This is a genomic window from Rothia uropygialis, from assembly GCF_004137765.1.
GTDB lineage: Bacteria > Actinomycetota > Actinomycetes > Actinomycetales > Micrococcaceae > Rothia.
The window spans coordinates 432,253-454,004 of record NZ_NOIS01000001.1 but is presented as its reverse complement, the minus strand read 5'-3'; the positions used below and the strand labels follow the sequence as shown (position 1 = coordinate 454,004).

18 protein-coding genes are annotated in these 21,752 nt (G+C 61.3%); 6 read left to right on the top strand and 12 right to left on the bottom strand.

The genetic code is table 11. The annotated features are described in order from the left end of the window. Window positions 1–353 precede the first annotated feature (353 nt). Entirely contained in the window at window positions 354–1,940 is a 1,587-nt protein-coding gene (groL, locus tag EWV35_RS02110) for a chaperonin GroEL (RefSeq protein ID WP_129657684.1), read from the bottom strand. A 53-nt stretch (window positions 1,941–1,993) separates the two neighbouring features. After that, window positions 1,994–2,290 carry a co-chaperone GroES gene (gene groES / locus EWV35_RS02105; protein ID WP_129313947.1) on the bottom strand — a complete coding sequence of 99 codons (297 nt, stop codon included), beginning with the start codon at window positions 2,288–2,290 and terminating at the stop codon, window positions 1,994–1,996. 232 nt (window positions 2,291–2,522) lie between these two features. Here groES and EWV35_RS02100 point away from each other — a divergent pair, with 232 nt between their 5' ends. Beyond that, window positions 2,523–3,797: a THUMP-like domain-containing protein gene (locus EWV35_RS02100; RefSeq protein WP_129657682.1), complete on the top strand. Its 1,275-nt coding sequence runs from the start codon at window positions 2,523–2,525 to the stop codon at window positions 3,795–3,797. A 120-nt stretch (window positions 3,798–3,917) separates the two neighbouring features. Further along, entirely contained in the window at window positions 3,918–5,072 is a 1,155-nt protein-coding gene (locus EWV35_RS02095; protein WP_202976015.1) for a glutamate--cysteine ligase, read from the top strand. An 11-nt stretch (window positions 5,073–5,083) separates the two neighbouring features. Here the strand turns inward: EWV35_RS02095 and tsaD are convergent, their stop codons facing one another. From tsaD to alr, 5 genes are read right to left on the bottom strand one after another with little or no spacing between them, the layout of a single operon-like run. After that, window positions 5,084–6,220, bottom strand: a complete 1,137-nt coding sequence (gene tsaD, locus EWV35_RS02090; protein WP_238654035.1) for a tRNA (adenosine(37)-N6)-threonylcarbamoyltransferase complex transferase subunit TsaD — start codon at window positions 6,218–6,220, stop codon at window positions 5,084–5,086. After that, entirely contained in the window at window positions 6,217–6,777 is a 561-nt protein-coding gene (gene rimI, locus EWV35_RS02085) for a ribosomal protein S18-alanine N-acetyltransferase (protein WP_238654034.1), read from the bottom strand. The genes tsaD and rimI overlap by 4 nt, the downstream gene beginning before the upstream one ends. After that, on the bottom strand, window positions 6,774–7,505 hold the full coding sequence (gene tsaB, locus EWV35_RS02080; RefSeq protein WP_129657678.1) for a tRNA (adenosine(37)-N6)-threonylcarbamoyltransferase complex dimerization subunit type 1 TsaB: 732 nt from the start codon (window positions 7,503–7,505) through the stop codon (window positions 6,774–6,776). The genes rimI and tsaB overlap by 4 nt, the downstream gene beginning before the upstream one ends. Window positions 7,506–7,529: 24 nt before the next feature. Then, window positions 7,530–8,069 carry a tRNA (adenosine(37)-N6)-threonylcarbamoyltransferase complex ATPase subunit type 1 TsaE gene (tsaE, locus tag EWV35_RS02075; protein WP_193554070.1) on the bottom strand — a complete coding sequence of 180 codons (540 nt, stop codon included), beginning with the start codon at window positions 8,067–8,069 and terminating at the stop codon, window positions 7,530–7,532. Window positions 8,070–8,122: 53 nt separating this feature from the next. Further along, on the bottom strand, window positions 8,123–9,394 hold the full coding sequence (gene alr, locus EWV35_RS02070; RefSeq protein ID WP_129657676.1) for an alanine racemase: 1,272 nt from the start codon (window positions 9,392–9,394) through the stop codon (window positions 8,123–8,125). Window positions 9,395–9,549: 155 nt separating this feature from the next. Between alr and EWV35_RS02065 the strand changes: the two genes are divergently transcribed. From EWV35_RS02065 to EWV35_RS02055, 3 genes are all read left to right on the top strand, one after another. Further along, window positions 9,550–10,794 (top strand): glycosyltransferase, encoded by a 1,245-nt coding sequence (locus tag EWV35_RS02065; RefSeq protein ID WP_129657674.1) that lies wholly within the window; start codon window positions 9,550–9,552, stop codon window positions 10,792–10,794. A 32-nt stretch (window positions 10,795–10,826) separates the two neighbouring features. After that, a complete protein-coding gene (locus EWV35_RS02060) occupies window positions 10,827–11,594 on the top strand; it encodes a phosphatase (protein WP_129657672.1) in 768 nt (255 codons plus the stop codon). 163 nt (window positions 11,595–11,757) lie between these two features. Continuing rightward, window positions 11,758–13,194, top strand: coding sequence for a sugar transferase (locus EWV35_RS02055; RefSeq protein ID WP_238654032.1), 1,437 nt, complete (start codon window positions 11,758–11,760; stop codon window positions 13,192–13,194). On the opposite strand, the gene EWV35_RS02050 is transcribed toward EWV35_RS02055, so the two are convergent. From EWV35_RS02050 to EWV35_RS02030, 5 genes are all read right to left on the bottom strand, one after another. Continuing rightward, window positions 13,188–14,837: a bifunctional ADP-dependent NAD(P)H-hydrate dehydratase/NAD(P)H-hydrate epimerase gene (locus EWV35_RS02050; RefSeq protein WP_129657668.1), complete on the bottom strand. Its 1,650-nt coding sequence runs from the start codon at window positions 14,835–14,837 to the stop codon at window positions 13,188–13,190. The two genes, EWV35_RS02055 and EWV35_RS02050, sit on opposite strands and share 7 nt — an antisense overlap. Then, window positions 14,828–15,232: a holo-ACP synthase gene (locus EWV35_RS02045; protein ID WP_129657666.1), complete on the bottom strand. Its 405-nt coding sequence runs from the start codon at window positions 15,230–15,232 to the stop codon at window positions 14,828–14,830. The genes EWV35_RS02050 and EWV35_RS02045 overlap by 10 nt, the downstream gene beginning before the upstream one ends. An 87-nt stretch (window positions 15,233–15,319) precedes the next feature. After that, window positions 15,320–17,194: a glutamine--fructose-6-phosphate transaminase (isomerizing) gene (gene glmS, locus EWV35_RS02040; RefSeq protein WP_129657665.1), complete on the bottom strand. Its 1,875-nt coding sequence runs from the start codon at window positions 17,192–17,194 to the stop codon at window positions 15,320–15,322. Between the two features lie 115 nt (window positions 17,195–17,309). Then, the gene (locus EWV35_RS02035) at window positions 17,310–18,452 is read right to left on the bottom strand and encodes a mannitol-1-phosphate 5-dehydrogenase (RefSeq protein WP_129657664.1); all 1,143 of its coding nucleotides are present in this window, start codon (window positions 18,450–18,452) and stop codon (window positions 17,310–17,312) included. Continuing rightward, window positions 18,449–20,485, bottom strand: a complete 2,037-nt coding sequence (locus EWV35_RS02030; protein WP_129657663.1) for a PTS mannitol transporter subunit IICBA — start codon at window positions 20,483–20,485, stop codon at window positions 18,449–18,451. The genes EWV35_RS02035 and EWV35_RS02030 overlap by 4 nt, the downstream gene beginning before the upstream one ends. A 244-nt stretch (window positions 20,486–20,729) precedes the next feature. Between EWV35_RS02030 and coaA the strand changes: the two genes are divergently transcribed. Beyond that, window positions 20,730–21,686: a type I pantothenate kinase gene (gene coaA, locus EWV35_RS02025; protein WP_129657662.1), complete on the top strand. Its 957-nt coding sequence runs from the start codon at window positions 20,730–20,732 to the stop codon at window positions 21,684–21,686. Window positions 21,687–21,752: the final 66 nt, after the last annotated feature.

Genomic DNA, 21,752 nt, shown 5'->3' with positions numbered 1-21,752 from the left:
GGAACTCCTGGATTCCCGGTGTAGTTGATTTTTGAATCTTCATGGCTTGCGACGATGGTGACGAATGCTACATCGGCGTATGACGTTTAAAGCACGTCTGACGAACGTTGCCTCAACTGATTGTCGCCGACGCAAGTGTAATCGTTGCCGAGCCCGGGCGAGCAAATGCCAGGGTGATGAGATCATTCACGGCCATCTCCCCAGGTCCCGTGGGTTTTCGGGCTTCGGCCCTGGGACTGAGACCGCCGCGGTCCCGTCGCGTCCTCGTGCTCCCTCAGATCAAAGCATCGATACATAAAAAACGTCCCCGCCACTGAAACGTGGCGGGGACGAATGAATCGCGCGAACGAGGACTAGTCCTCGTCCTCCTCGGGTTTGTCAACAACCAACGTCTCAGTGGTCAGAACCAGTGAGGCGATGGAAGCCGCATTCTCGAGTGCTGATCGGGTGACCTTGACCGGATCGATGACTCCGGCCTTGATGAGATCCTCGTATTCGCCGGTCGCAGCGTTGTAGCCTTGGCCAGGTTCGAGGTCCCGGATGCGGGAGGCCACAACGTAGCCATCAGCTCCCGCGTTGTCCGCAATCCAGCGCAACGGCTGCACCAAGGAACGACGCACGATGTCGACCGCGGTCCGAGCATCCTCGGACTGCAATCCCAGGTCGGCGTCGAGTGCCTTGGACGCGTGAACCAAAGCGGAACCGCCGCCCGCGACGATGCCTTCTTCGAGCGCCGCACGAGTCGAGGACACGGCGTCCTCAATGCGGTGCTTGCGTTCCTTGGCCTCGACCTCAGTGGCCGCGCCGACCTTGATCACCGAGACGCCGCCGGCAAGCTTGGCCAGACGTTCCTTGAGCTTCTCGCGATCCCATTCGGAGTCCACGCGCTCGATCTCGGAACGCAGCTGGGCGACCCGCTCAGCGACGTCCTCGGCAGATCCACTGCCGTCGACGATCGTCGTGTTGTCCTTGGTGACGGTCACGCGGCGGGCATTGCCCAGCTGCTCGAGGGACACGGAGTCCAGCGAGATGCCGAGTTCGCTCGTGATGACCTCGCCACCGGTCAGGACAGCCAGGTCCTGCATGATCGCCTTGCGACGGTCACCGAAGCCCGGGGCCTTGAGCGCAACAACATTCAGGTTGCCGCGCAGCTTGTTGACCACGAGCGTGGACAATGCTTCACCGTCGACGTCCTCGGCGATGATCGTCAACGGCTTCTTGGCCTGAACAACCTTTTCCAGCAAGGGCATGAGGTCGGCGATCGCCGAGATCTTCCCTTGGTAGATCAGAATGGCCGAGTCCTCGAGAACCGCTTCCTGCCGCTCCGCGTCGGTGACGAAGGAGGGCGAGAGATAGCCCTTGTCGAACTGCATGCCTTCAGTGACGGACAGCTCGATTTCGGTCGAGGAGCCGTCTTCGATGGTGATGACGCCGTCCTTGCCGACCTTCTCAAAGGCTTCGGCGAGGAGCTCGCCGATCTGCGGGGACTGAGCCGAGATGGCCGCTACTTGAGCGACTTCTTGGCCTTCGACCTCGCGCGCATTCTCGCGGAGACGCTCGGATACTGCTTTGACCGCCGCTTCGATACCGGCCCGGATCTCGCTCGGTGCAGCTCCGGCCGCAACGTTTCGCAGACCCTCATTCACAAAGGCCTGGGCCAAAACGGTGGCCGTCGTGGTGCCGTCACCGGCAACATCGTTGGTTTTGGTGGCGACTTCCTTGGCCAACTGCGCGCCAAGGTTCTCATACGGGTCATCGAGCTCGACCTCGCGAGCAATGGTCACGCCGTCGTTGGTGATCGTGGGAGCGCCCCACTGCTTGTCCAGAACGACGTTGCGACCACGCGGGCCGAGAGTCACCTTGACCGTGTTGGCGAGCTTGTCCACACCGGCCATGAGGGCCTTGCGGGCTGCATCGTTGAATTCCAACTGTTTTGCCATGAACTACATGACTCCTTACACAGGTCTAGAAAAAGTGCGGGATTGCCGAGTTGTTACTTCTCGACAACGGCCAGCACGTCACGTGCCGAAAGCACGAGGAATTCCTCGCCCGAGTACTTGACCTCGGTTCCGCCGTACTTGGAGTAGATGACGACGTCACCTTCCTGAACGTCGACGGGAACACGGTTGCCCTTGTCGTCAACGCGGCCGGGGCCAACGGCCACGACCTTGCCCTCCTGGGGCTTTTCCTTGGCGGTATCCGGGATGACCAGGCCGGATGCGGTGGTCTGCTCAGCCTCGACGGGCTGAACGACAATACGGTCCTCGAGAGGCTTGATGGAGACGGACATGAGTGACCTTCTTCCTTGGATGGATCAATTCTTGGCGTGAGCCGTGAGGGGCGTGCCAACCGTCGTCGCGGTGCCGATTGAGCGCCAGGCCCATTTAGCACCCTGAGTCCCAGAGTGCTAAAGACGACTCTATTCGGAGGGTTAGCAGAGGGTCAAGGCGAGTGCCAGTTTTCGCCCACAGCGGGAAGAAAGTGTCACATCGGCCGTCCACAGGCCTCGGTAGGGTGGTCCCGTGACGCATTTATTCACTTCCGAGGAGCTCAATGCCCTCGATGCGCTGGAGTACAGGGAAGAGAACGCATTGGCGCTCTCCACGGCTCTGCGCAAACAAGGTTTTCCCCCTGATAGGGCCTCCGCGCTCCTGACCCAAGCCAAACTCCGAGCGCAGGCGCGATTGAAATTCGGCCAGGAAGCCGAACGAATGTTGTTCACCAGGCCCGGGCTCGAACAAGCCACTCGCGCCAGCGTCGCCCAGTGGCACGCACGACGGTTCCAACGGGCGGGCATCGATTCGGTCGCCGATCTCGGATGCGGGATCGGGTCCGACTCCGCGGCGTTCCTGCGCGCCGGCCTGTCCGTTCTGTCCTATGAAATCGATCCTGATACCGCGTCTGTGGCCCGCCACAACCTGTCGACACATGCCACGTCCGAGGTGCGCACCGGAGACGTCACGGATGTCGACACCACGACCTTGCGCACGGTCGGTGGGGAGCCGATCCGTGCGCTATGGCTCGATCCTGCCCGACGCGAGACGGAACAAGGTCGCGTCAGCCGACTCTTCGATCCTGAGGCCTTCGCCCCGCCGTTCTCCCAGATCGAACGCTGGGCCTCGACCGGCATCGCGATGGGGGTCAAGATGGGGCCGGGAATGGAGCACGCCGACATACCGAGCAACGCCGAAGCGGAGTGGGTCAGTTGCGGCGGAGACGTTGTCGAACTGACCCTTTGGTTCAACGGGTTGGCCCGCCCTGGTGTCAGACGCTCGGCCACAGTTCTGGACTCCGACCCCTTGGAGCCACACGTGATCGCGCATTTCTCGTCCGGTTCGGAATTCGGCCACGACGTCGAGGGGTCATTGTCCGAACCTCGTACAGGCCCTCCTGCGGCGTACCTCTATGAGCCTGACGGAGCCGTGATCCGCGCGGGACTCATCGATCAGCTGGCCTCCGCCGTCGAGGGCCATTTCTTGGACCCGCGGATCGCTTATTTCACCTCCGAGCAGGGACTCAATATTCCCGGAGCAACGTGTTGGGCCGTCGAGGAGTCTCTGCCGATGGGACCCAAGACCTTGAAAAAGTGGGTCCGAGATCACGGGGTCACCGGGCTGACGATCAAGAAGCGAGGGGTCGACATTGTGCCTGAAACTCTGCGGGGCCAGTTGCTGGCTGGTACCAAACGCGGCAAGAAGACGTCCGCGGGCCGGCACGCAACCCTAATCCTGACTCGCTGGGAGTCCCAGGAAACCGAGCAACGCGCCGCGTTCGTCGTCCGCCGAATGAGCCAGTGACCGACTGCGCGCTCCAGGACGCGGCTTCCTCGTGAACCCGTGTGTCGCCGACGACCTAATGCTAGGTTTCCGCGTCTCGTGCCCGGCTAAGATGAACTGACCCAATCCGGGAGGATGCACATGATCCCCTTTTCAAGCTCCGAACAGTCGAGCCTCGGCGTCGAGTGGGAAATCGCTCTGGCCGACCGTGAATCAGGCGACCTCGTCTCGGCCGCCGCAGAGATCCTCGCGGCCCTCGAATCTTCGCACTCTCAATACATAGAGCCGGATGGTTTCTCTCCTCAGATCACTCGGGAGTTCCTGGCCAATACCGTCGAGGCGGTCACCGGTGTGTGCGAAAACGTATCCGAAACCATTGATCAGCTCTCGGAGCTCGCCGATGTCATGCGGCAGGAGGCCGACCCGCTGGGTGTGGATTTATTCTCCGCAGGCACCCATCCTTATGCGAAGTGGACCGAGCAACCAGTCTCGGAGAAGGACCGGTATCAAAAGGTTTTGAACCGTACCCAATACTGGGGACGCCAAATGCTGGTTTACGGAGTACATGTTCATGTTGGTGTCGATTCCCGGAGCAAAGCACTGCCTGCGGTGAATCAGCTCGTCAACTACTATCCGCATCTTTTGGCGCTGTCGGCGAGTTCCCCGTATTGGGCGGGAGTGGACACCGGGTACGCCTCACAGCGGGCCATGGTATTCCAACAGATTCCTACATGCGGTGTCCCGTACCAGTTCGAGAAGTGGACCGAGTACGAGCAATACATCGATGGTCTCATCGCAACCGGAATGATCGCCGAGGAATCCGAGAATCGCTGGGACATCCGGCCCGTTGCCCGGTACGGCACCGTGGAGATGCGCATTTGCGACGGCCTTGCGACCCTTGAAGAAATCGGCGCCATCACGGCGCTGACCCAATGCATAGTCGAAGAGGTTTCCCGAATAGTCGACGACGGAGGCCGGATCGGCACAATGCCGCGATGGTTTGCCGAGGAGAACAAGTGGAGGGCCTCGCGCTACGGGTTGGACGCCGAGGTCATCACGGACGGACACGGTACGGTTGTACCCGTCCGTGAGCACACCTCCGCGCTGGTCGAGAGGTTAGAACCGATTGCCCGAGAACTCGGCTGTACCGAAGAATTGGCGGGAGTGCATCGAATACTCGAGCGCGGTCCCGGTTATCTGCGTCAACGTCGGGTCTACGAAGAGCACGGGCAGCAGTTGCGGGCCGTCGTGCGCGATACGGTCGACCTCACTCGTTACGGTTATTCCGAAACCTGAGCGACGAAATTCTAGGACGCTTCCTGGACCCTGGGAACAGAGACGGTCGTGACCTGCATTGAGGGATCGGCCGTAAAGTTCAGACCACTGGGAACGACGTCGCCCATAACCAATCGAGCGCCGAGGGCCGCGACCATTGCGCCGTTATCGGTACACAGTGAAAGTTGTGGAACCACGAGTCGGATGCCATGGGCGGTACATCTCTCGGCAGCCAATTCCCTGAGCCTCGAGTTCGCGGCGACTCCCCCGCCGAGCAAAAGGGTGTCGACCCCATTCTCACCACAGGCCAACATGGCCTTGGCCGTGACAACGTCCGCGACGGCTTCTTGGAACGACGCGGCGATGTCGGCGACAGGAAGCCTCCGCGCGTCGGCTTCGATTCCTTCGACCACGCGTGCCACCGCCGTTTTCAGACCGGAGAACGAAAAATCGTAACGGTGGCTGCCGGGCTTGTCGGGCGTGCCCATGTATTTCGACGCGGTCAGCCCCCGGGGGAAGGCGAACGCCTTCGGGTCTCCCCCGGATGCCGCGTGATCAATTGCGGGTCCGCCGGGGTACGGGAGACCGAGGATTCGTGCGACCTTGTCATACGCCTCCCCTGCCGCATCGTCCAAGGTTGCCCCGAGCAACGTGACGTCCCGCGAGATATCGGTGACCTTGAGAATCTCGGTGTGACCGCCCGAGACCAGCAGTGCACCCAGACCGGCTGGAAGTTGCCCCATGTCGTCGAATCCATGACCTTCGATTCCGCTGTCCTCGAGAAGTCCGACGCCCACATGGGCAACAAGATGATTGATCGCGTAGAGCGGCTTACCCGTGGCGACGGCGAGCGCTTTTGCGGCGCTGACCCCGACCATGAGGGCCCCGGCCAATCCCGGTCCGCTGGTCACGGCGATGGCGTCGATGTCCTCGAGTCCGATCCCGGCATCATGGAGAGCAGCTTCGAGGGCGGGAGTCATGGCCTCCAGATGAGCACGTGATGCGATTTCCGGAATAACGCCACCAAAGCGAACGTGCTCTTCCATCGATGACGAGACGGTGTTGGTCAACAGCCGATGACCGGCAACGATCCCTATACCGGTCTCATCGCACGAGGATTCGATGCCCAGCACGATCGGCTCGGACACCCGGTCGCGGGTCTTGCTCAATGGGTTGGTCCCTTCTTGTTGTGGTCCCGGTCATCGGTCAGGTCCAAACTCATGATGACGGCGTCGACGCCGCCCTGATAGTAGCCTCGACGCTTATGAACCTTGTGGTAGCCCATGGACCCGTAGAGGTTCTGTGCCCGGGGGTTGTCAGCCCGGACTTCCAACATCATGGTCTCGGCCCGCATGGCACGCGCCTGGTCGTGCATCCGGGTCATGAGCCATCGACCGACCCCCCTGCCTTCGTGATCCGGCCGTACAGCAATTGTCTGGATGTCCCCGGTCTCCGCGATCGCCATCATGCCGGCGTATGCAATGATGACCCCGTCTTTCTCGACCACCGTATAACGGCGCGAGGGGTGTCCGATCTCGGCGAGAAACATGTCCACTGGCCAGGCATCCTCGGGGAAGAGAGTCAGTTCCAGGGCGTGTACGGCCTCGATATCGTCGAGCAGCATCACTCGGGCGTGGTATCCGGCAGGAAGTCCGCGCGCATCTATCGCCAGGTCTGTTTCCGGAACGGATGCCGCTGGCCGTGGGCCGATGCCGGGCTGGCTCATCGTGTGGCTCGCTTTCGACCGGCGGGAACTTTGGCATCCGATTCCCGCAGATACAGAGGGGAGGTCGTCTCGAGAGCCGCGTTCAAACCCGCTCGCAACGCGGAGGCGACCAACAACTCCGCCAACGGCTCGTCTTCCTCGTGTCCCGTCAATGCTTCCAGCGCGACGTCGTACAACCCGGCACCCTTGCCCGCGGTGGGCAGATCCGGGTCGAGCTCGGCGGCGTTCCCCACGGTGGGGCCGGAGATTCTTTCGTACCCCGGTTCTGGGGAGCACCCGGACCCGGTGTCGGAGAGACGATAGACGGCACTGTAGACTTCGCGCCGTCGGGCATCCGTTGCAACCCGGAACTCCCGAAAACCCGAAGAGCGGGCGTCTCGGAAGGAGCCTTCCGCGATCGCGTCGAGACTGACAGCGCCTCGAACCGGTACGTGCCACGCCCACGCCATGGTTCGGGCGGTCGTGATTCCTGCGCGGAGCCCGGTGAAAGGCCCCGGTCCGAGACCCGTCACAATCATTCCGAGGTCTTGTCCGCGCACCCCAGCAGTGTCCAGGAGACGACGGATACCGGGAGCCATAGCCTCCGCATGCGAGCGGGTGTCGTGGGTACGGAAGCTACCGAGGATTTCGAGCGGGCCCGCGTACGGCTCGCCTCCGGCAGCCTGGTCCTCGACCTCGATGAGGGCGCCGCTGGCTATGGATGATGTATCGCAACCAAGAATGAGCACGCCATACAGTCTAATGCTCGACTCTTACTCCTCAGCGGCACCCCGGAACTTACGAACCAGTTGATCCACTTCCGCAGCCCCCCAACGCTGACCAGTGAAAGTGATCATGGCCCGCCGCGGGTCGAGGTCTTCTTCCTCACCTTCGATCATGGGGGCGTCATCACCCAGTGACCTTTCCAAGGTGATGTCGACCCGTGAATCGCTCAGGTGCTCCACAAGATCCCGACCCCATTCGACGACGGTTACCGAGCGGTCCATCGTGTATTCGAGGTCCAGGTCGTCGACCTCTTCCGGGCTCGACAGCCTGTAGGCATCCACGTGAACGAGGTCCGGACCACCGGGCCGGGCCCCTTCCGGGTCGTTCGGATGAATCCGAGACAGCACGAAGGTCGGCGAGATGACATTTCCCCGCACGCCCAGCCCGTATCCGAGTGCGCGCGTGAAAGTCGTCTTCCCCGCCCCCAGCTCACCGGTCAGAACCACAAGGTCTCCGGGGCGGAGGTTTCCCGCGAGCGCGTGGGCCACGCGGGCCGTTGCTTCGGGTCCGTGGAGCGTCAATTCGATCTCGTGGCTTTGGGAATTGGGGTCGGTCGAGAACACCGGGTCGATGGGAAAGCTCACGCGTTGTCCTCTCGCAGATAGATTCGATCGACTCGCGGCGAGATCCTCGTCACAATCTCGTAGTTGATGGTTCCGGCCGCGGCAGCCCACTCGTCGACCGAGGGATTCTCCCCGGACCCGAACAGCACGACCGGGGCGTGCAAGTATCCTAAGGCCGGATCCGACAGTCCCGGCCGGCCGAGGTCCACGACCATCTGGTCCATTGCAATGCGCCCGACTTCCGGGAAGGTTCTGGGTTCGGCCCCCTTCGGGTAGATGCGCACGGGCCCGCCGGTCGCGATCCGGGGTACTCCGTCCGCATAGCCAACGGGGATCAGGGCAAGCGTCGTCGGCTCGGTCGTGTTGTACCGCAGTCCGTAGGAAACTCCCTGCCCAGCAGGGACCTCCTTGACCGAGCTGATGAAGGTCTGCAACGTCATGGCAGGCCTCAGTCCCCAGGCTTCCGGCGGTGTGTCCGGAATCGGGGACAAACCGTAGAGCGCTACGCCCACTCGAACAGCATCGGCCGTCATCCTGTTCCGGTCCCCGGTCGAATAACGCTCGGCGGTCAGTGTGCCCGGGCTGTTGGCGAGGTGCGTCAGCTCGGGGTTCAATCCGGCGTCGCGAGCTACGCGCACGGCCTTTTCGAACAGATCCAATTGGCTGTCCGTCTCTGGCCGTTCCGGCTCGTCCGCGACGGCCAAATGCGAAAAGATTCCGACGACGCGAATAAGTCCCTCGGACTCAAGTTTTGAGGCACTGTCCACCAGCTCGGGCCAGTCATCGACCGTGCAACCGTTTCTTCCGAGTCCGGTATCGATCTTGAGGTGGATCTTCGCTGGGATTCCGGTGCGCGAGGCGGCGTCGGCAGCGGCATCGAGGTCCCATCCGGAGACGCCGAGCTCGATGTCGTTTTCGAGCGCAGCGTCGAAATCGGTCACGTGCGTGTGTAGCCAGGCCAGCATGCGGCCGTCAATACCTTCCGACCGCAGGTCGAGGGCTTCGCGGACGTGGACCAGGCCAAGAGCATCGGCACCGGCTTCAAGGGCGGTCCGGGCCACGGGAATCGCTCCGTGGCCGTAGGCATCGGCTTTGACAATCGCGATCAGTTTCGCGGGCGCCGCGATTTCCTTGATGCGCTCGACGTTGGCCGCGATGGCCGTCAGGTCAATCAAAGCGGCACGTTCTGGCGGTGCTTGGCTTCCCCCGGGTGCGCGTCGGTCGCAGGACTTGGAGTTCGTTTGCGATGCGGACTCGTCCGGACCGCTGGTTTCTTCTGCCGATTGCATGCGGTTATTCTCTCACCTTCCCGACGCCCTTCACTTCGAGGTGCCTCCGAAAGCGGCACCAACTGCGTCATCGGCGGCGTGCGCCGGTGTGACGTATTGTTGAGCCCGTGTGGACTTCAGGCGCGGGCGAACAGGAATCGGTACACCTCTTCAGCATGCACACTTCTCCTTTGGCGCAGCCGGGAGACGGACATGCGGGCGGCATGAACGTCTACATCGCGTATCTTTCACGGGCACTTGTCGCACAAGGTTTTCACGTTGAGGCTTTCACCCTGGCCACCGATCCGTCGCAGGTCCCGAATAATCACGATTCCGATCCTTTCGTAGTGTCCGCGGCGTCCACGCAGGTTCTTCCCGGGTACGTGGTCCACACGATTTATCTTCCGGAGGCGCGCGCGGCTTCCAAAGAAAAGCTCGCGGAATTGACACAGCTTTTCGGCAGGGCCTGTGCGCGTTACGCCCAGAATCGTTCCCTGTCACCTGACGTCGTTCACGCTCACTACTGGTTGTCCGGCGAAGCGGCTTTGGCCTACCGAGAAGCCTTGGGTACCCGCGCCCCCATCGTCCTCACGCTCCACACGACCGCTCTGGTGAAAAACGCACACTCCGGGGACGGGGAACCGGAAGAGCCGGCCTCGCGAGCAGCCGCCGAGCGCCGTCTCATCGGCCTCGCGGAGGCCGTCGTCGTCAATACCCGCCACGAGGCCGATCAGATGCGGAGTCTCTACAACGCCGCTCCTGATTCTCTTCACATTATTCCGCCGGGGGTGGACACCGATGTCTTCAGGCCCTCGGACGTTCCCAAAAATCGCTCGGAGCCAAGCAAACGAGAATTCACGGTTCTCTTCGCCGGCCGTCCGCAGCCCCTCAAGGGACCGGAAATACTCATCGAGGCCATCGCTCTCGCCACCAAAGATGTGCCCTCCATCCGTCTGGAAATCCGCGGCACCGCATCCGAGGAGTACATAGCTTCCCTTCGGAAACTTGCTCGGGACCGGGGCGTTCTCGAGCGGTCCATTTTCATACCTGCGAGCGGCCGCGAAGAGCTGGCCGAGGCTTTCCGCCGATGCGATGCGGTAGCCTGCCCATCCTCCTCCGAGACTTTCGGCCTCGTGGCCCTGGAAGCCCAGGCTTGTGGATCTCCGGTTCTCGCTTCCGACGTGAGCGGACTGCGAGTCGCGCTGAACGGCGGGGAATCCGGGATTCTCGTGGGCAGCAGGACTCCGCGTGCGTGGGCACGCCAGATCGTTCGTTTGGCCCACTCCCCGGCTCTCCGGGAACAGTTGGCCACGGCCGGCCTGCGCCATGCTCGCACTTTGACGTGGGATGAAGCAGCCAGGAGGACGGGGGACCTGTATTCCGACCTCGTCCGCCCGACCACCGCGCCAGCCATCCTGTAGATCTCGGACAACCCGCTCGACGAAGGAGAAAAATGCCCACCCAGGACCTCAGCGCCTTGGCAGAACACTTGGAAAGAACGCATATCACCGGCGAGGTCGCGACGGCTCGGGAGATAAACCTCGCACACATCACGGGATTCTTGGAAGGCAACGAGCATCTCGAATTCGGCGTCGAGCTCAAACGAACCTGGACCTGGGAACAGATCTTCGATCTCATGGTCCGGCGATGCGGCATCAATCCCGATCGTGACCACGTAGAAGGCCAAGACACTATCGGAACCGAGCTCTGCCTAGACGCTTTGGACCGCTATCGTCGCCGATTCTGGGAAGCGGTCGGGACAGGCGGTTCCATCCTGTTCGCGACCGGTCACCCCGCCGGGCTCTTCCCGATCTATCAGCACATGGCCACCGCTGCCCGGTCCGGCGGAGCGAACGTGATCGAAATCCGCGAGGGCATCCCTTTCAAGGGTGGAGACCTACGTCAGATCAACGACGTTGTGATGTTCCAGCAATACGGTTCTCTGGCACACACTCACTATCCCGAGCCGATGAGGCTGGTACTCGAACAACTCCAAGAGGGAGGAGGACGACCCGATTTCGTTGTCGCCGACCATGGGTGGGCCGGCGCCGCAGCGTCCGCAGGAATCCCGACCATAGGCATAGCGGATTGCAACGATCCTGGCCTCTTCGTCTCGGAAGAGCAAGAAGAACTGGAAGTCTGCGTGCCGATGGACGACAACGTCTTACCAAGTTACTACTCGGCAGTAATCGAACACATACTTGCAGGGACAAGCAATTGACGCCGTAATTCGGTAGTATTGTTCCGTACTATGCAGTAATATTCCGTCCGCCCTTGGCAATCACGGCGGATTAACAGTTATTGGCTTGTTGCGGTAGGGGGATCCGCTGGCAATGACAACGTATCCGGGCTTGAGCGCGCCCAAAAAGACCACCGTCCAAAGAATGTCGTGGAACAACAAGGCCGTTAAGGCGTTGTCCCTGACAGACGCCGCTGCGATAGCGATCGCCGTGGCCTCGGCTCAATTTCTGCGATTCGGGCGAGATGGCTCCGAACTGCTTCCGTTCAGAGGCAATGATTCCATCGCATACGGAATCATCTCGTTCCTGCTGGCCACGACCTGGTGGATCGCGATGTGGCTGGGCGGGGCCAGGGATTCGCGCATTCTCGGCGCGGGCAATGACGAATACCGGAAAGTCATCTCGTCCTCGTTGTGGGTTTTCGCGGGAATTGCCATCCTCGCCTATGCGAGTAAGGTTCAGTTGGCTCGCGGGTACGTGCTCATTGCTGCTCCCCTAGGCATTGTTCTTCTTCTCGCTCAACGGCTGATGTTCCGCCGCTGGATAATCAATCGGCGTCGCGACGGCGGTGCGTTGATTCGAGCTCTCATCATCGGTGACGCCGAGTCCACGGCTCATTTGGTGGGCACCATGGAGCGGGCAAGGAATTACGGTTACGTTCCAGCAGGCGTTTATTTCGCGGGCCTTCCGGATGCCGAGAAATTGGCATCCCACGGCAACGTCCCGATTCTCGGACACAGCCCTAACCTGGTGAAGATCATGGAGGTTGTGCGAGAACATGCCATTGACGTTGTGGCCATGTCCACCGGTCATCTCATTTGGCCCCGAAATATGCGCAAACTGGGCTGGTTGCTCGCGGAGGAACGCGTCGGTTTGATGATGGCTCCCGCACTGACCGATATTGCGGGACCACGCTTTCACACTCAACCCCTCAACGGTCTGCCCCTGATTCACGTGTCGGCGCCGCGAATGGGTGGTCCAGCCGCTTTCACCAAGAGGGTCTTGGACATCCTCGGGAGCGCTGCGGGGCTTTTGGTCCTCGCACCGTTACTGATGTGCTTGGCGGTGATGGTCAAAATCGATTCGCCCCACGGCCCTATCTTCTTCTCCCAGAAACGCGTCGGCCACCGGGGTCGGACCTTCTCGATGTTCAAGTTTCGGTCCATGGTCCCCAACGCTGAGGAGCTCAAGGCGCAGCTCTTGGAGCAGAATCAAGGTCAGGGCGTCCTCTTCAAGATGGTCAATGACCCCCGCGTAACTCGCGTGGGCAGGTTCATGCGCCGGTATTCGTTGGACGAACTCCCGCAATTGTGGAACGTGCTGATCGGCGATATGTCCCTGGTCGGCCCCCGCCCACCGCTGGACGATGAAGTCCAGAGGTATGAGGAGGACGTTCATCGACGGCTCCTGGTCAAACCGGGCATCACCGGTCTCTGGCAAGTATCAGGGCGCTCGAATCTGTCCTGGGAGGAATCGACACGTTTGGACCTGTATTACGTCGAGAATTGGTCGGTCATCGGGGACCTGATTGTCCTCTGCAAAACAGTCCGGGCCGTCGTGGGCAAAGACGGGGCCTACTGACCGGCCAACCGGCCCAGAGCCTCAGGAATCCTGGCAGCCGCGATCGTCGGCGGCACTGGCCCCGGGGACAGCGTGCTCATGGCCCTTTGCACCAGCAGTCCCGCGGCGGCCACGCGCCCCCAAGAATCGACGTCGTCGGAATCCGCGCCCCCGTTCTCCACACGTGCGGCCAATGCTGAGATTCCCGCTCCCAGGATTCCCGTCAGGGTATCCCCCGAGCCGGCCGTCGAGAGCCAGTTGCTATTGCCCGAATGCACCCACGCCGTACTGGGCCCAGCAACGACCGTGGTGGCGCCTTTGAGCAAAATCGTTCCCCCGAGAACCTTCTGCGCGGTCCGTGCCCAGACGAGTGGCGATGCCTCGATGTGATCTCGCGAGGGGAAACCCTCCTCCGGGAAGTCCCCGTGGGGCCATCCCGACTGTTCAGCCGCTTCCGCGAGCTCGAAAGACCCTCGGGTCCTCAGGCGCGAGAACCACTCCAAAGCCTGGGCCAACTCCCCCGCGTGAGGAGTCATGAGAACATTCGGCGACGCCCGAACACCGTCGGCCGCGTCCCTCGCGAGGATATCGATTGCGGCGGCGTCGGCGACCAACGGCAACCCGGAATCGATGGCATGACGGATGTCGTGCTCTCGATCCGAGCCGGTTGCCCCCGAGCCAATCGCCCACGCCTGAACGCGGTGCGCGCCGACCGATTCGGTTCTTACGGCCTCAGGACACGAGACGGCAACGGTTCCGGCCAGGAAATCGCCGCCGGTATAACGGACCATGCCGGTCCCCGCATTGATCGCCGCCCGGATGCACATGAGCCCGGCTCCGGGGAATTCATCGCTCCCAACGACCGTGCCCAGGACGCCCCGAGAGTATTTTTGATCGCCCTCGCGTGGCAAGGGCCAAGCCGTCGGGAAGTCGCTGTTCTGGAGGACCTGAACCGTTGATTCAGGGAGGCCCTCACTGATCCCCAAATCCAGCACCACGATCTTTCCGACCAGACTTCGGGAGGGTGTGGCCACCAGCCCGGTCTTGGCTCCGATGAAAGTGATGGTGACATCCGCGGGAAGAACCGGGCCAAAAACTTGCCCGGTCGTGGCGTCCAGTCCCGAGGGGGCGTCGCATGCGATGATCAGGGGGCGCCTCCGTGAGCCCGTTTCCATTCCCCTTCTGGTTCTGGTCAGCTCCGCAGTGATGCCCTGTACAACCTCCTGAGCCAGGCCCCGAAGACCACCTCGGCCGCCCGTTCCCAGGATTCCGTCGACGATCAGGTCCGCATGCTGGAGCTTCTCGAGAGCGATTCCGACGGCGTCGGCCGAGGGCATACTGGAAAGACCGATGATGTCTCCGCCCGCCTCTTCGAAGGCGTTGCGTCCCTGTTCATGACAATCACCCTCGGTCAGAAGCGCGGTGACTTTCATGCCTTCCGACCGCAGAAAAGCTCCGGCGAAGAGCGCATCCCCACCGTTATTGCCCTTGCCGATGAGCAAGAGAGCGCGCTTTCCGAAGGCAGTCCCGGTGCGCTCGGCCAGCAGGCGGGCCGCGGTCTCCCCGAGGCCGTGGGACGCGCGTTCCATGAGCGGCACCCCGGCGTCCACGTGCGGCTTCTCGGTCTCTTTGATTTGACGCGCTGTGTAGGTTTTCAGCCCCATGTGATCTCCTCGAGTCGCTGCGCTACGGAAAGTTCTTCCCCGCTCAAGCGTTCCGCAATCACGCTGGCCATGGCCACTCCGCCATCATGGGTGATACTCACGTGCCAGCGATTGATGCCGAGCCGCTCCGCGGTTTCCTGAATGGTCCCGGTTACCACGAGACGGGGCGCACCATATCGGTTCTTCTCGATCCAGCAATGTCTCCAGATCATTCCTGGGGGCGCATGCAGCGCCTTGGCCACCGCTTCCCGGACGGCAAAACGACCAGCCAGCGAGCGCGCCGGGAGCTCCCGTTCTTCTTCCGTGAAAAGTCTTTCACGCAATCGAGGAGTACGCCCGAGTATCTGGGCGAATCGATCGATATCAACGACGTCCACTCCGGTTCCCATGATCAACGCCAAACTCCTTTTCCCGCCCTCCGGATACCCGAAGATAGACGAAACGCCCGCCACACGGGTGCAGCGGGCGTCTTCGCGACGTCATTACTCGACCGTCACCGACTTTGCGAGGTTACGCGGCTGATCGACGTCGTAGCCTTTGGCTCCGGCTAGTGAGCTAGCGAAAATCTGCAGCGGCACAGTGGCCAGCAGAGGCTGCATCAGGCTCGGTGCCTGGGGCACATAAATGATGTGGTTGGCATATTGCTTGACGTCTTCGTCGCCCTCTTCGGCGATCACGATGGTGATGGCACCGCGGGCGCGGATCTCCTGAATATTGGAGACCACCTTGGCATGCAGGGAATCTCGGCCCCGAGGAGAGGGAACGATGACAAAGACGGGTTGTCCCTCCTCGATCAGGGCGATCGGGCCGTGCTTCAACTCGCCCGCGGCGAATCCTTCGGCATGGATGTACGCGATTTCCTTGAGTTTAAGAGCGCCTTCGAGCGCGACGGGGAATCCGACGTGCCGTCCCAGGAAGAGGACGGATGAGGCATCCTTCATCTGGATGCCCAGGTCCTGGACCTGCTGTTCGCCGTCGATGACCTGTTGGACTTTCTCAGGCATCTTTTGCAACTCGTCGAGGATCTCCACGACCTCATCCGAGTACATGTTGCCGCGCAATTGGGCGAGGTACAGACCCAAGAGATAAGCCGCGGTGATCTGCGCGAGGAAAGCCTTGGTCGAAGCGACCGCGATCTCCGGGCCCGCGTGGGTATACAGCGAGGCGTCCGATTCACGCGGAATGGAAGATCCGTTGGTGTTGCAGATAGCGATGACCTTGGCACCCTGCTCGCGTGCGTGACGGATGGCCATGAGCGTGTCCATCGTCTCCCCCGACTGCGATAGAGCCACCACAAGAGTCTTCTCGTTGACAATCGGATCGCGATATCGGAACTCGTGAGCGAGTTCGACCTCGGTGGGGATACGGCACCAATGTTCGATCGCGTACCGTGCGACATGACCGGCGTATGCTGCGGTTCCGCAAGCGATCACAACAATCTTATCCACGGACCGAAGTACAGCCTCGTCGATATGGAGTTCATCAAGGGTCAAGCGGCCCTTCTCGTCCAAACGACCCAGCAGAGTGTCGCGGACCGCGGCCGGCTGATCGTGAATTTCCTTGGCCATGAAGGAGGAGAAACCGCCCTTCTCGGCCTGCGTCGCATCCCACTTGACCTCAAAAGGCTTGCCTTCTGCCGGCTTGCCGTCGAAGTCGGTGATCTCGTAGCTGGCAGCGGTAACGGTCACGATCTGGTCGTTGCCCATTTCCACGGCCTGCTTGGTGTAATCGATGAACCCCGATACATCCGACCCCAAGAAATTCTCGTTCTTACCCAAACCGATGACCAGCGGAGAATTGCGTCGAGCGGCGACGATCCGGTCTTCGTGGTCCTGGTGGACGGCCAACAGGGTGAACGCCCCGTCGAGCCGACGGCAAGTCATGCGCATAGCCGCCGTGAGATCGCCTTCGGCATCATTGTTGTAGTAATCGGCCAGAAGGGTGGCGGCGACCTCGGTGTCCGTTTCCGACACGAAGTCATAGCCCTTGCCGGCCAGCTCCGAACGGAGCTCGGAGAAGTTTTCGATGATGCCGTTGTGGACTACGGCCAAACGACCGTGGTCGACGACATGCGGATGCGCGTTCGCATCCGTGGGCCCACCGTGGGTTGCCCAGCGGGTATGCCCGATACCGAGCATGGCGTCAGGGAGCGGATTGGATTCCAGCTCCGCGTCCAGGGCGGCGACTTTGCCCGCCTTCTTGCGGTAGTCGACCTGATTTCCTGACACGACGGCCACACCGGCTGAGTCGTATCCGCGGTACTCAAGTCGGCGGAGCCCCTCGAGAACAACGTCGAGCGCATAGTACTGACGTTCGGTCGAGCCGAGCTCGCCTACATATCCAACGATTCCACACATGTGCTCAGCTTATCCTAAGCCAAGGCGTGCTTTCTCCCTTGCTAACCGTGATGTGGAACGCGGCCCCGGTCCTGATGCAGGAACGGGGCCGCGGTGCGCTATTCGCTACCCCCGGTCACGCCTGCGAGAAAGCCTCGGACAGCGCCGTGAACAGCGGGTGAGACGATTCGATGCCGGTCAGTTCGGCAACCAACGAATCCGTGGCCGAACGGTTACCGTGCGCGTCGGCCAACCGGCGACGCAGTTCAACGGATTCAGGGTCCTCGGGAACATCGAATGCAAGGGCCGCACCGATCGCCAAGACCAGTGCCTCAGCGGAATGACCGTTTTCGGCAAGCTCCGCGGCCGGTCCGACGAAGCGCTCGTTTCGAGAGATTTTGCGCAGCGGAGCGCGACCGACTCTCTCAACAGTGTCCGGCAGGTGCGGATTCGTGAACCGTGTCAGGATCTTCTCCACATAGGACTGTTGCACCTCGGGGGCGAATCCGAACTTCTCGACGAGCAACAGCTTGGTCTCCGCCAACACGGACTCGACTTTGGCGCGCACGTCGGTATCCTCCAGAGCGTCAGAGATCTTGGAGATTCCCGCTCCATAGCCAAAGTAGGCGGTCGCGGCATGCCCCGTGTTCACGGTGAAGAGCTTGCGCGTAATGTACGGGGCCAGATCCTCCACCCAGGTGACTCCCGGAATGTCGGGAGTCCGTCCATCGAACGGACCCGAATTCACGGCCCATTCGTGATAGGTCTCCACGGTAACGTCGAGCCCTTGCCCAGGTGCTTGGTTCGGCACGATACGGTCGACCGCGGTATTCGCGAAAATGGCGACGTCGTCCGCTTGCGGATAGGCCGCTCGAATCGCCTCGGCGAGACCGTCGGTCGCGTTGATCGCGTTCTCACATGCCATCACGGCCACCTTGCCCGCGCCCGATTCGGCACGCGCCCGGAGACCTTCGGCGATGGCGGGGGCGATGATCTTGAGGACCGTGGGTCCAACTGCCGTCGTGACGATATCCGCGGTGCGGATGTGCTCGGTCAATGCGTCCGGGTCATCAGCAGAGTTGACTCCGGAAAAATTGGTCACCTCAACATCGCGGGGTTCGTTGCCGACCTCGTGAACGGTATAGGCCGGCTGGGCGTTGAGCGAATCGATCAGTGGTTGGGCTACATCCGCGAAGACCAATTCGTAGCCGGCCTCGTGGAGCAGGACGCCGACGAATCCGCGCCCGATGTTTCCGGCGCCGAAATGCAATGCTTTCATGCGTTGACCTTTCCGAAGATCTCGAGGATCTCCTCAGGTGTCTGGGCGGCCTCGAGCTGGGCCACCGATTCTTTGTTCGAGAAGATCTTTGCAATTTTCTGCAACAGATTCAGGTGCTCGCCACCGGCACCTGCGATGCCGATGACAAACCGTGCCGGCTTGCCGTTCCAGTCGACTCCGCCGTCGTAACGCACAAAGGACATGGCCGAGGAATGGATCGCCGATTTCGCCTCGTTGGTGCCGTGGGGAATAGCGAGACCGTTACCCATGAACGTCGAAACCGAGCCTTCGCGCTCGTGCATCGAGTCGATGTACGAGGGATCGACCTTGCCCGTATCGACGAGCAGTTTGCCCGCCTCGTCGATCGCCGTGTCTCGACTCGTGGCGGTACCGCCCAGAACGATCGAGGAAACCCCCAGGATTTCCTGGTCGCTTCCCTCCTGGCTGGGCGTGTCGGTGGGCGTCGGTGTCGCTCCCGATGCCGTCGCTCCCGCTGCGGTCGACCCTGCCGGATCCGCGGCCGGTTCTTCGTTCGTAGTGCCTTCTCGCTGTTCTCGGATCAGCTCGACGATTTCATCGTATCTCGGCGAACTCATGAAATTGTCCACGGTGACGTGTGCAGCCGAGGGGGTCGGGGCCGCCGCGCGATCCGCCAGATCCTCGTGGCTGACCAGGAGGTCGAACTCATCCTGCAGGGAGTTGATCGCCTTGTTGACGACGGTGATGTCGTTGCCGTATCCGGCGTCCTTGATCTTGTTGCGCAGTACGGAAGCGCCCATTGCGGACGAGCCCATACCGGCGTCACAGGCGAAAACGATCGATCGGATCGTCGTGTTCTTGCCCTGGTCTCCCGCGAGAGTACCGGCCACGGAGGACTTCTTGCCCTTCATGCGTTCCATGTCGGATGTGGCCTTGGCCAGATCGTCATCGCCCTGCTTCGAGGCCTTGAGTATCACCGAGGCGATCACCAGAGAAACGATCGTTGCGGTGACCCACCCGAAGGTCACACCCAACATCGCGTTCGGCGGCGCATTGACATAGAGGAAGATCAGCGATCCCGGGGCCGCTGGTGAGCGCAGGCCCGCGTTGAACAAGAGTTCCACGAAGACCCCTGACATTCCGCCGAAGATGGTCGCGATCAACAGTTGCGGCTTCATCAGGACGTAAGGGAAGTAGATCTCGTGAATGCCACCGAGCGCGTGGATCAGAGCGGCTGCGGGGGCCGAGGCACGTGCACTCCCGCGTCCGAAGATGATGTACGCGAGGAGAACCCCCAGGCCGGGACCCGGGTTCGATTCCAGGAGAAACAGGATCGATTTGCCCTGCTGCAGCGCCTGATCCGTGCCGAGAGGCGTCAGGATTCCGTGGTTGATCGCATTGTTCAGGAACAGGACCTTGGCTGGCTCGATCAAGATCGATGCGAGAGGCAGCAGACGCATGTCGATGAGCCACTGAACTGCTACTCCCGCAACATTCATCAGCAGATGCATGATCGGGGCCAACCAGAACATCGAAGCGATCGAGAGGCCCGCGCCGATGATGCCCGAGGAGAAGTTGTTGACCAACATCTCGAACCCGGGTTTGATCCGGCCCTCCATGAATTGGTCGAATTTCTTGACGATCCATGCCGACAAGGGGCCCATGATCATGGCTCCCAGGAACATCGGGGAGCCGGGGCTGTCCCCGATGAAGACCGGGCTCGAGGTAGCCAGGATGACGCCCATGGTCGCCACGGCGCCGACGACGCCGCCGCGGACGTCGTGGATCAGCTTGCCGCCCGTGTACGCAATGAGGATGGGTAGCAGATAGGTGACCATGGGGCCCAGTGCGGCATTGATGTATTCATTGGCAAACGGCCCCTGACCTCCTTGTGGGTCTTCCGACCAGAGGAAAAGGGCCGTGAGCAGACCCCAGGCAATGAATGCGCCGATGTTCGGCATGATCATGGAGGAGAGGAAAGTTCCGAATTTCTGCACGCGCACGCGCGCGCCGACCTTCTTCTTCTCGCTGGAAGCGGTAGATGTGGTGGACACGATGACTCCAGGTTCAGGGGGATCACGTTCTGCGAACCGGGGTCGGAACCCAGGACCAAACGAGGATCCGGGACAACGTGGCCGAGAAAGTGAAATCGACAAAACCGGCGACCGACGAGGACATCCGCGGGTCCGGCTTGGCTGTATCCTATCCGGTTCGCCCAAGCCGAAGATACTCTCGCGCCGGAGGGGTCCTGCTGAAATGAATTCGGAATAGTCAGCAAGCCGCCGTAGACTTTTTTCAATGAGCCAAGCGACGGCATTATCACGCACTTCTCCGTTCGTGTCGCTCGACCGGGAAACCTGGTCGCGCCTATCGGACGAAATCGATGTGCCACTCTCATCCGAAGAAATCGAAAGACTCCGTGGACTCGGCGAGACCCTCGACGTTGAGGAAGTCCGCCAGGTCTACCTCCCCCTCTCCAGGCTGCTCAACCTGTATGCGAATTCGGTCGGGGACCTGAATCAGAAGACGAACCAGTTCCTTCACGAGGATCATCAGCGCACGCCCTTCGTCATCGGCGTGGCCGGTTCCGTGGCCGCTGGCAAGTCCACGACCGCCCGTTTGTTGCGAGCCCTGATGAGCCGTTGGCCCACCACACCCAACGTTCAGCTGGTCACTACGGACGGATTTCTATATCCCAATGCGGAGCTCGAAGCCAGAGGTTTGATGCAGCGCAAAGGGTTCCCCGAATCCTACGACCGGCGAGCCATTCTCCGTTTCGTTTCGGAGATCAAGTCGGGCGCGCCCGTTGTCACCGCGCCCAAGTATTCGCATTTGACCTACGACATCCTCGAAAACGATGAGACCGTGGTTACTCGCCCGGACGTTCTCATTGTCGAGGGCTTGAACGTTCTGGCCCCGGCACAGTTGCGCCCCGACGACAAGGCTGCTTTGGCATTGAGCGATTTCTTCGATTTTTCAATTTACGTGGATGCGCGCACCAGCGATATAGAACAATGGTACGTCGACCGTTTCCTCAAACTTCGAAGTTCTGCGTTCACCGACCCCGAATCGTATTTCCGCAAATACGCGAATCTCTCGGACGAGGAAGCCAAGAGCACGGCTTTGGATATCTGGCGGCGCATCAACGAGCCAAACCTGCTGCACAACGTCAGACCAACCCGAGGACGAGCCAAACTCATCCTTTCCAAAGACGCGGACCATTCGACGCGACGAGTACTCCTTCGGAAGAACTGAATATATTTCGTACCCATAGGTACGGAATATGAGTGCTAGAACTCACCCAGAGTTTCCAAACGCGAC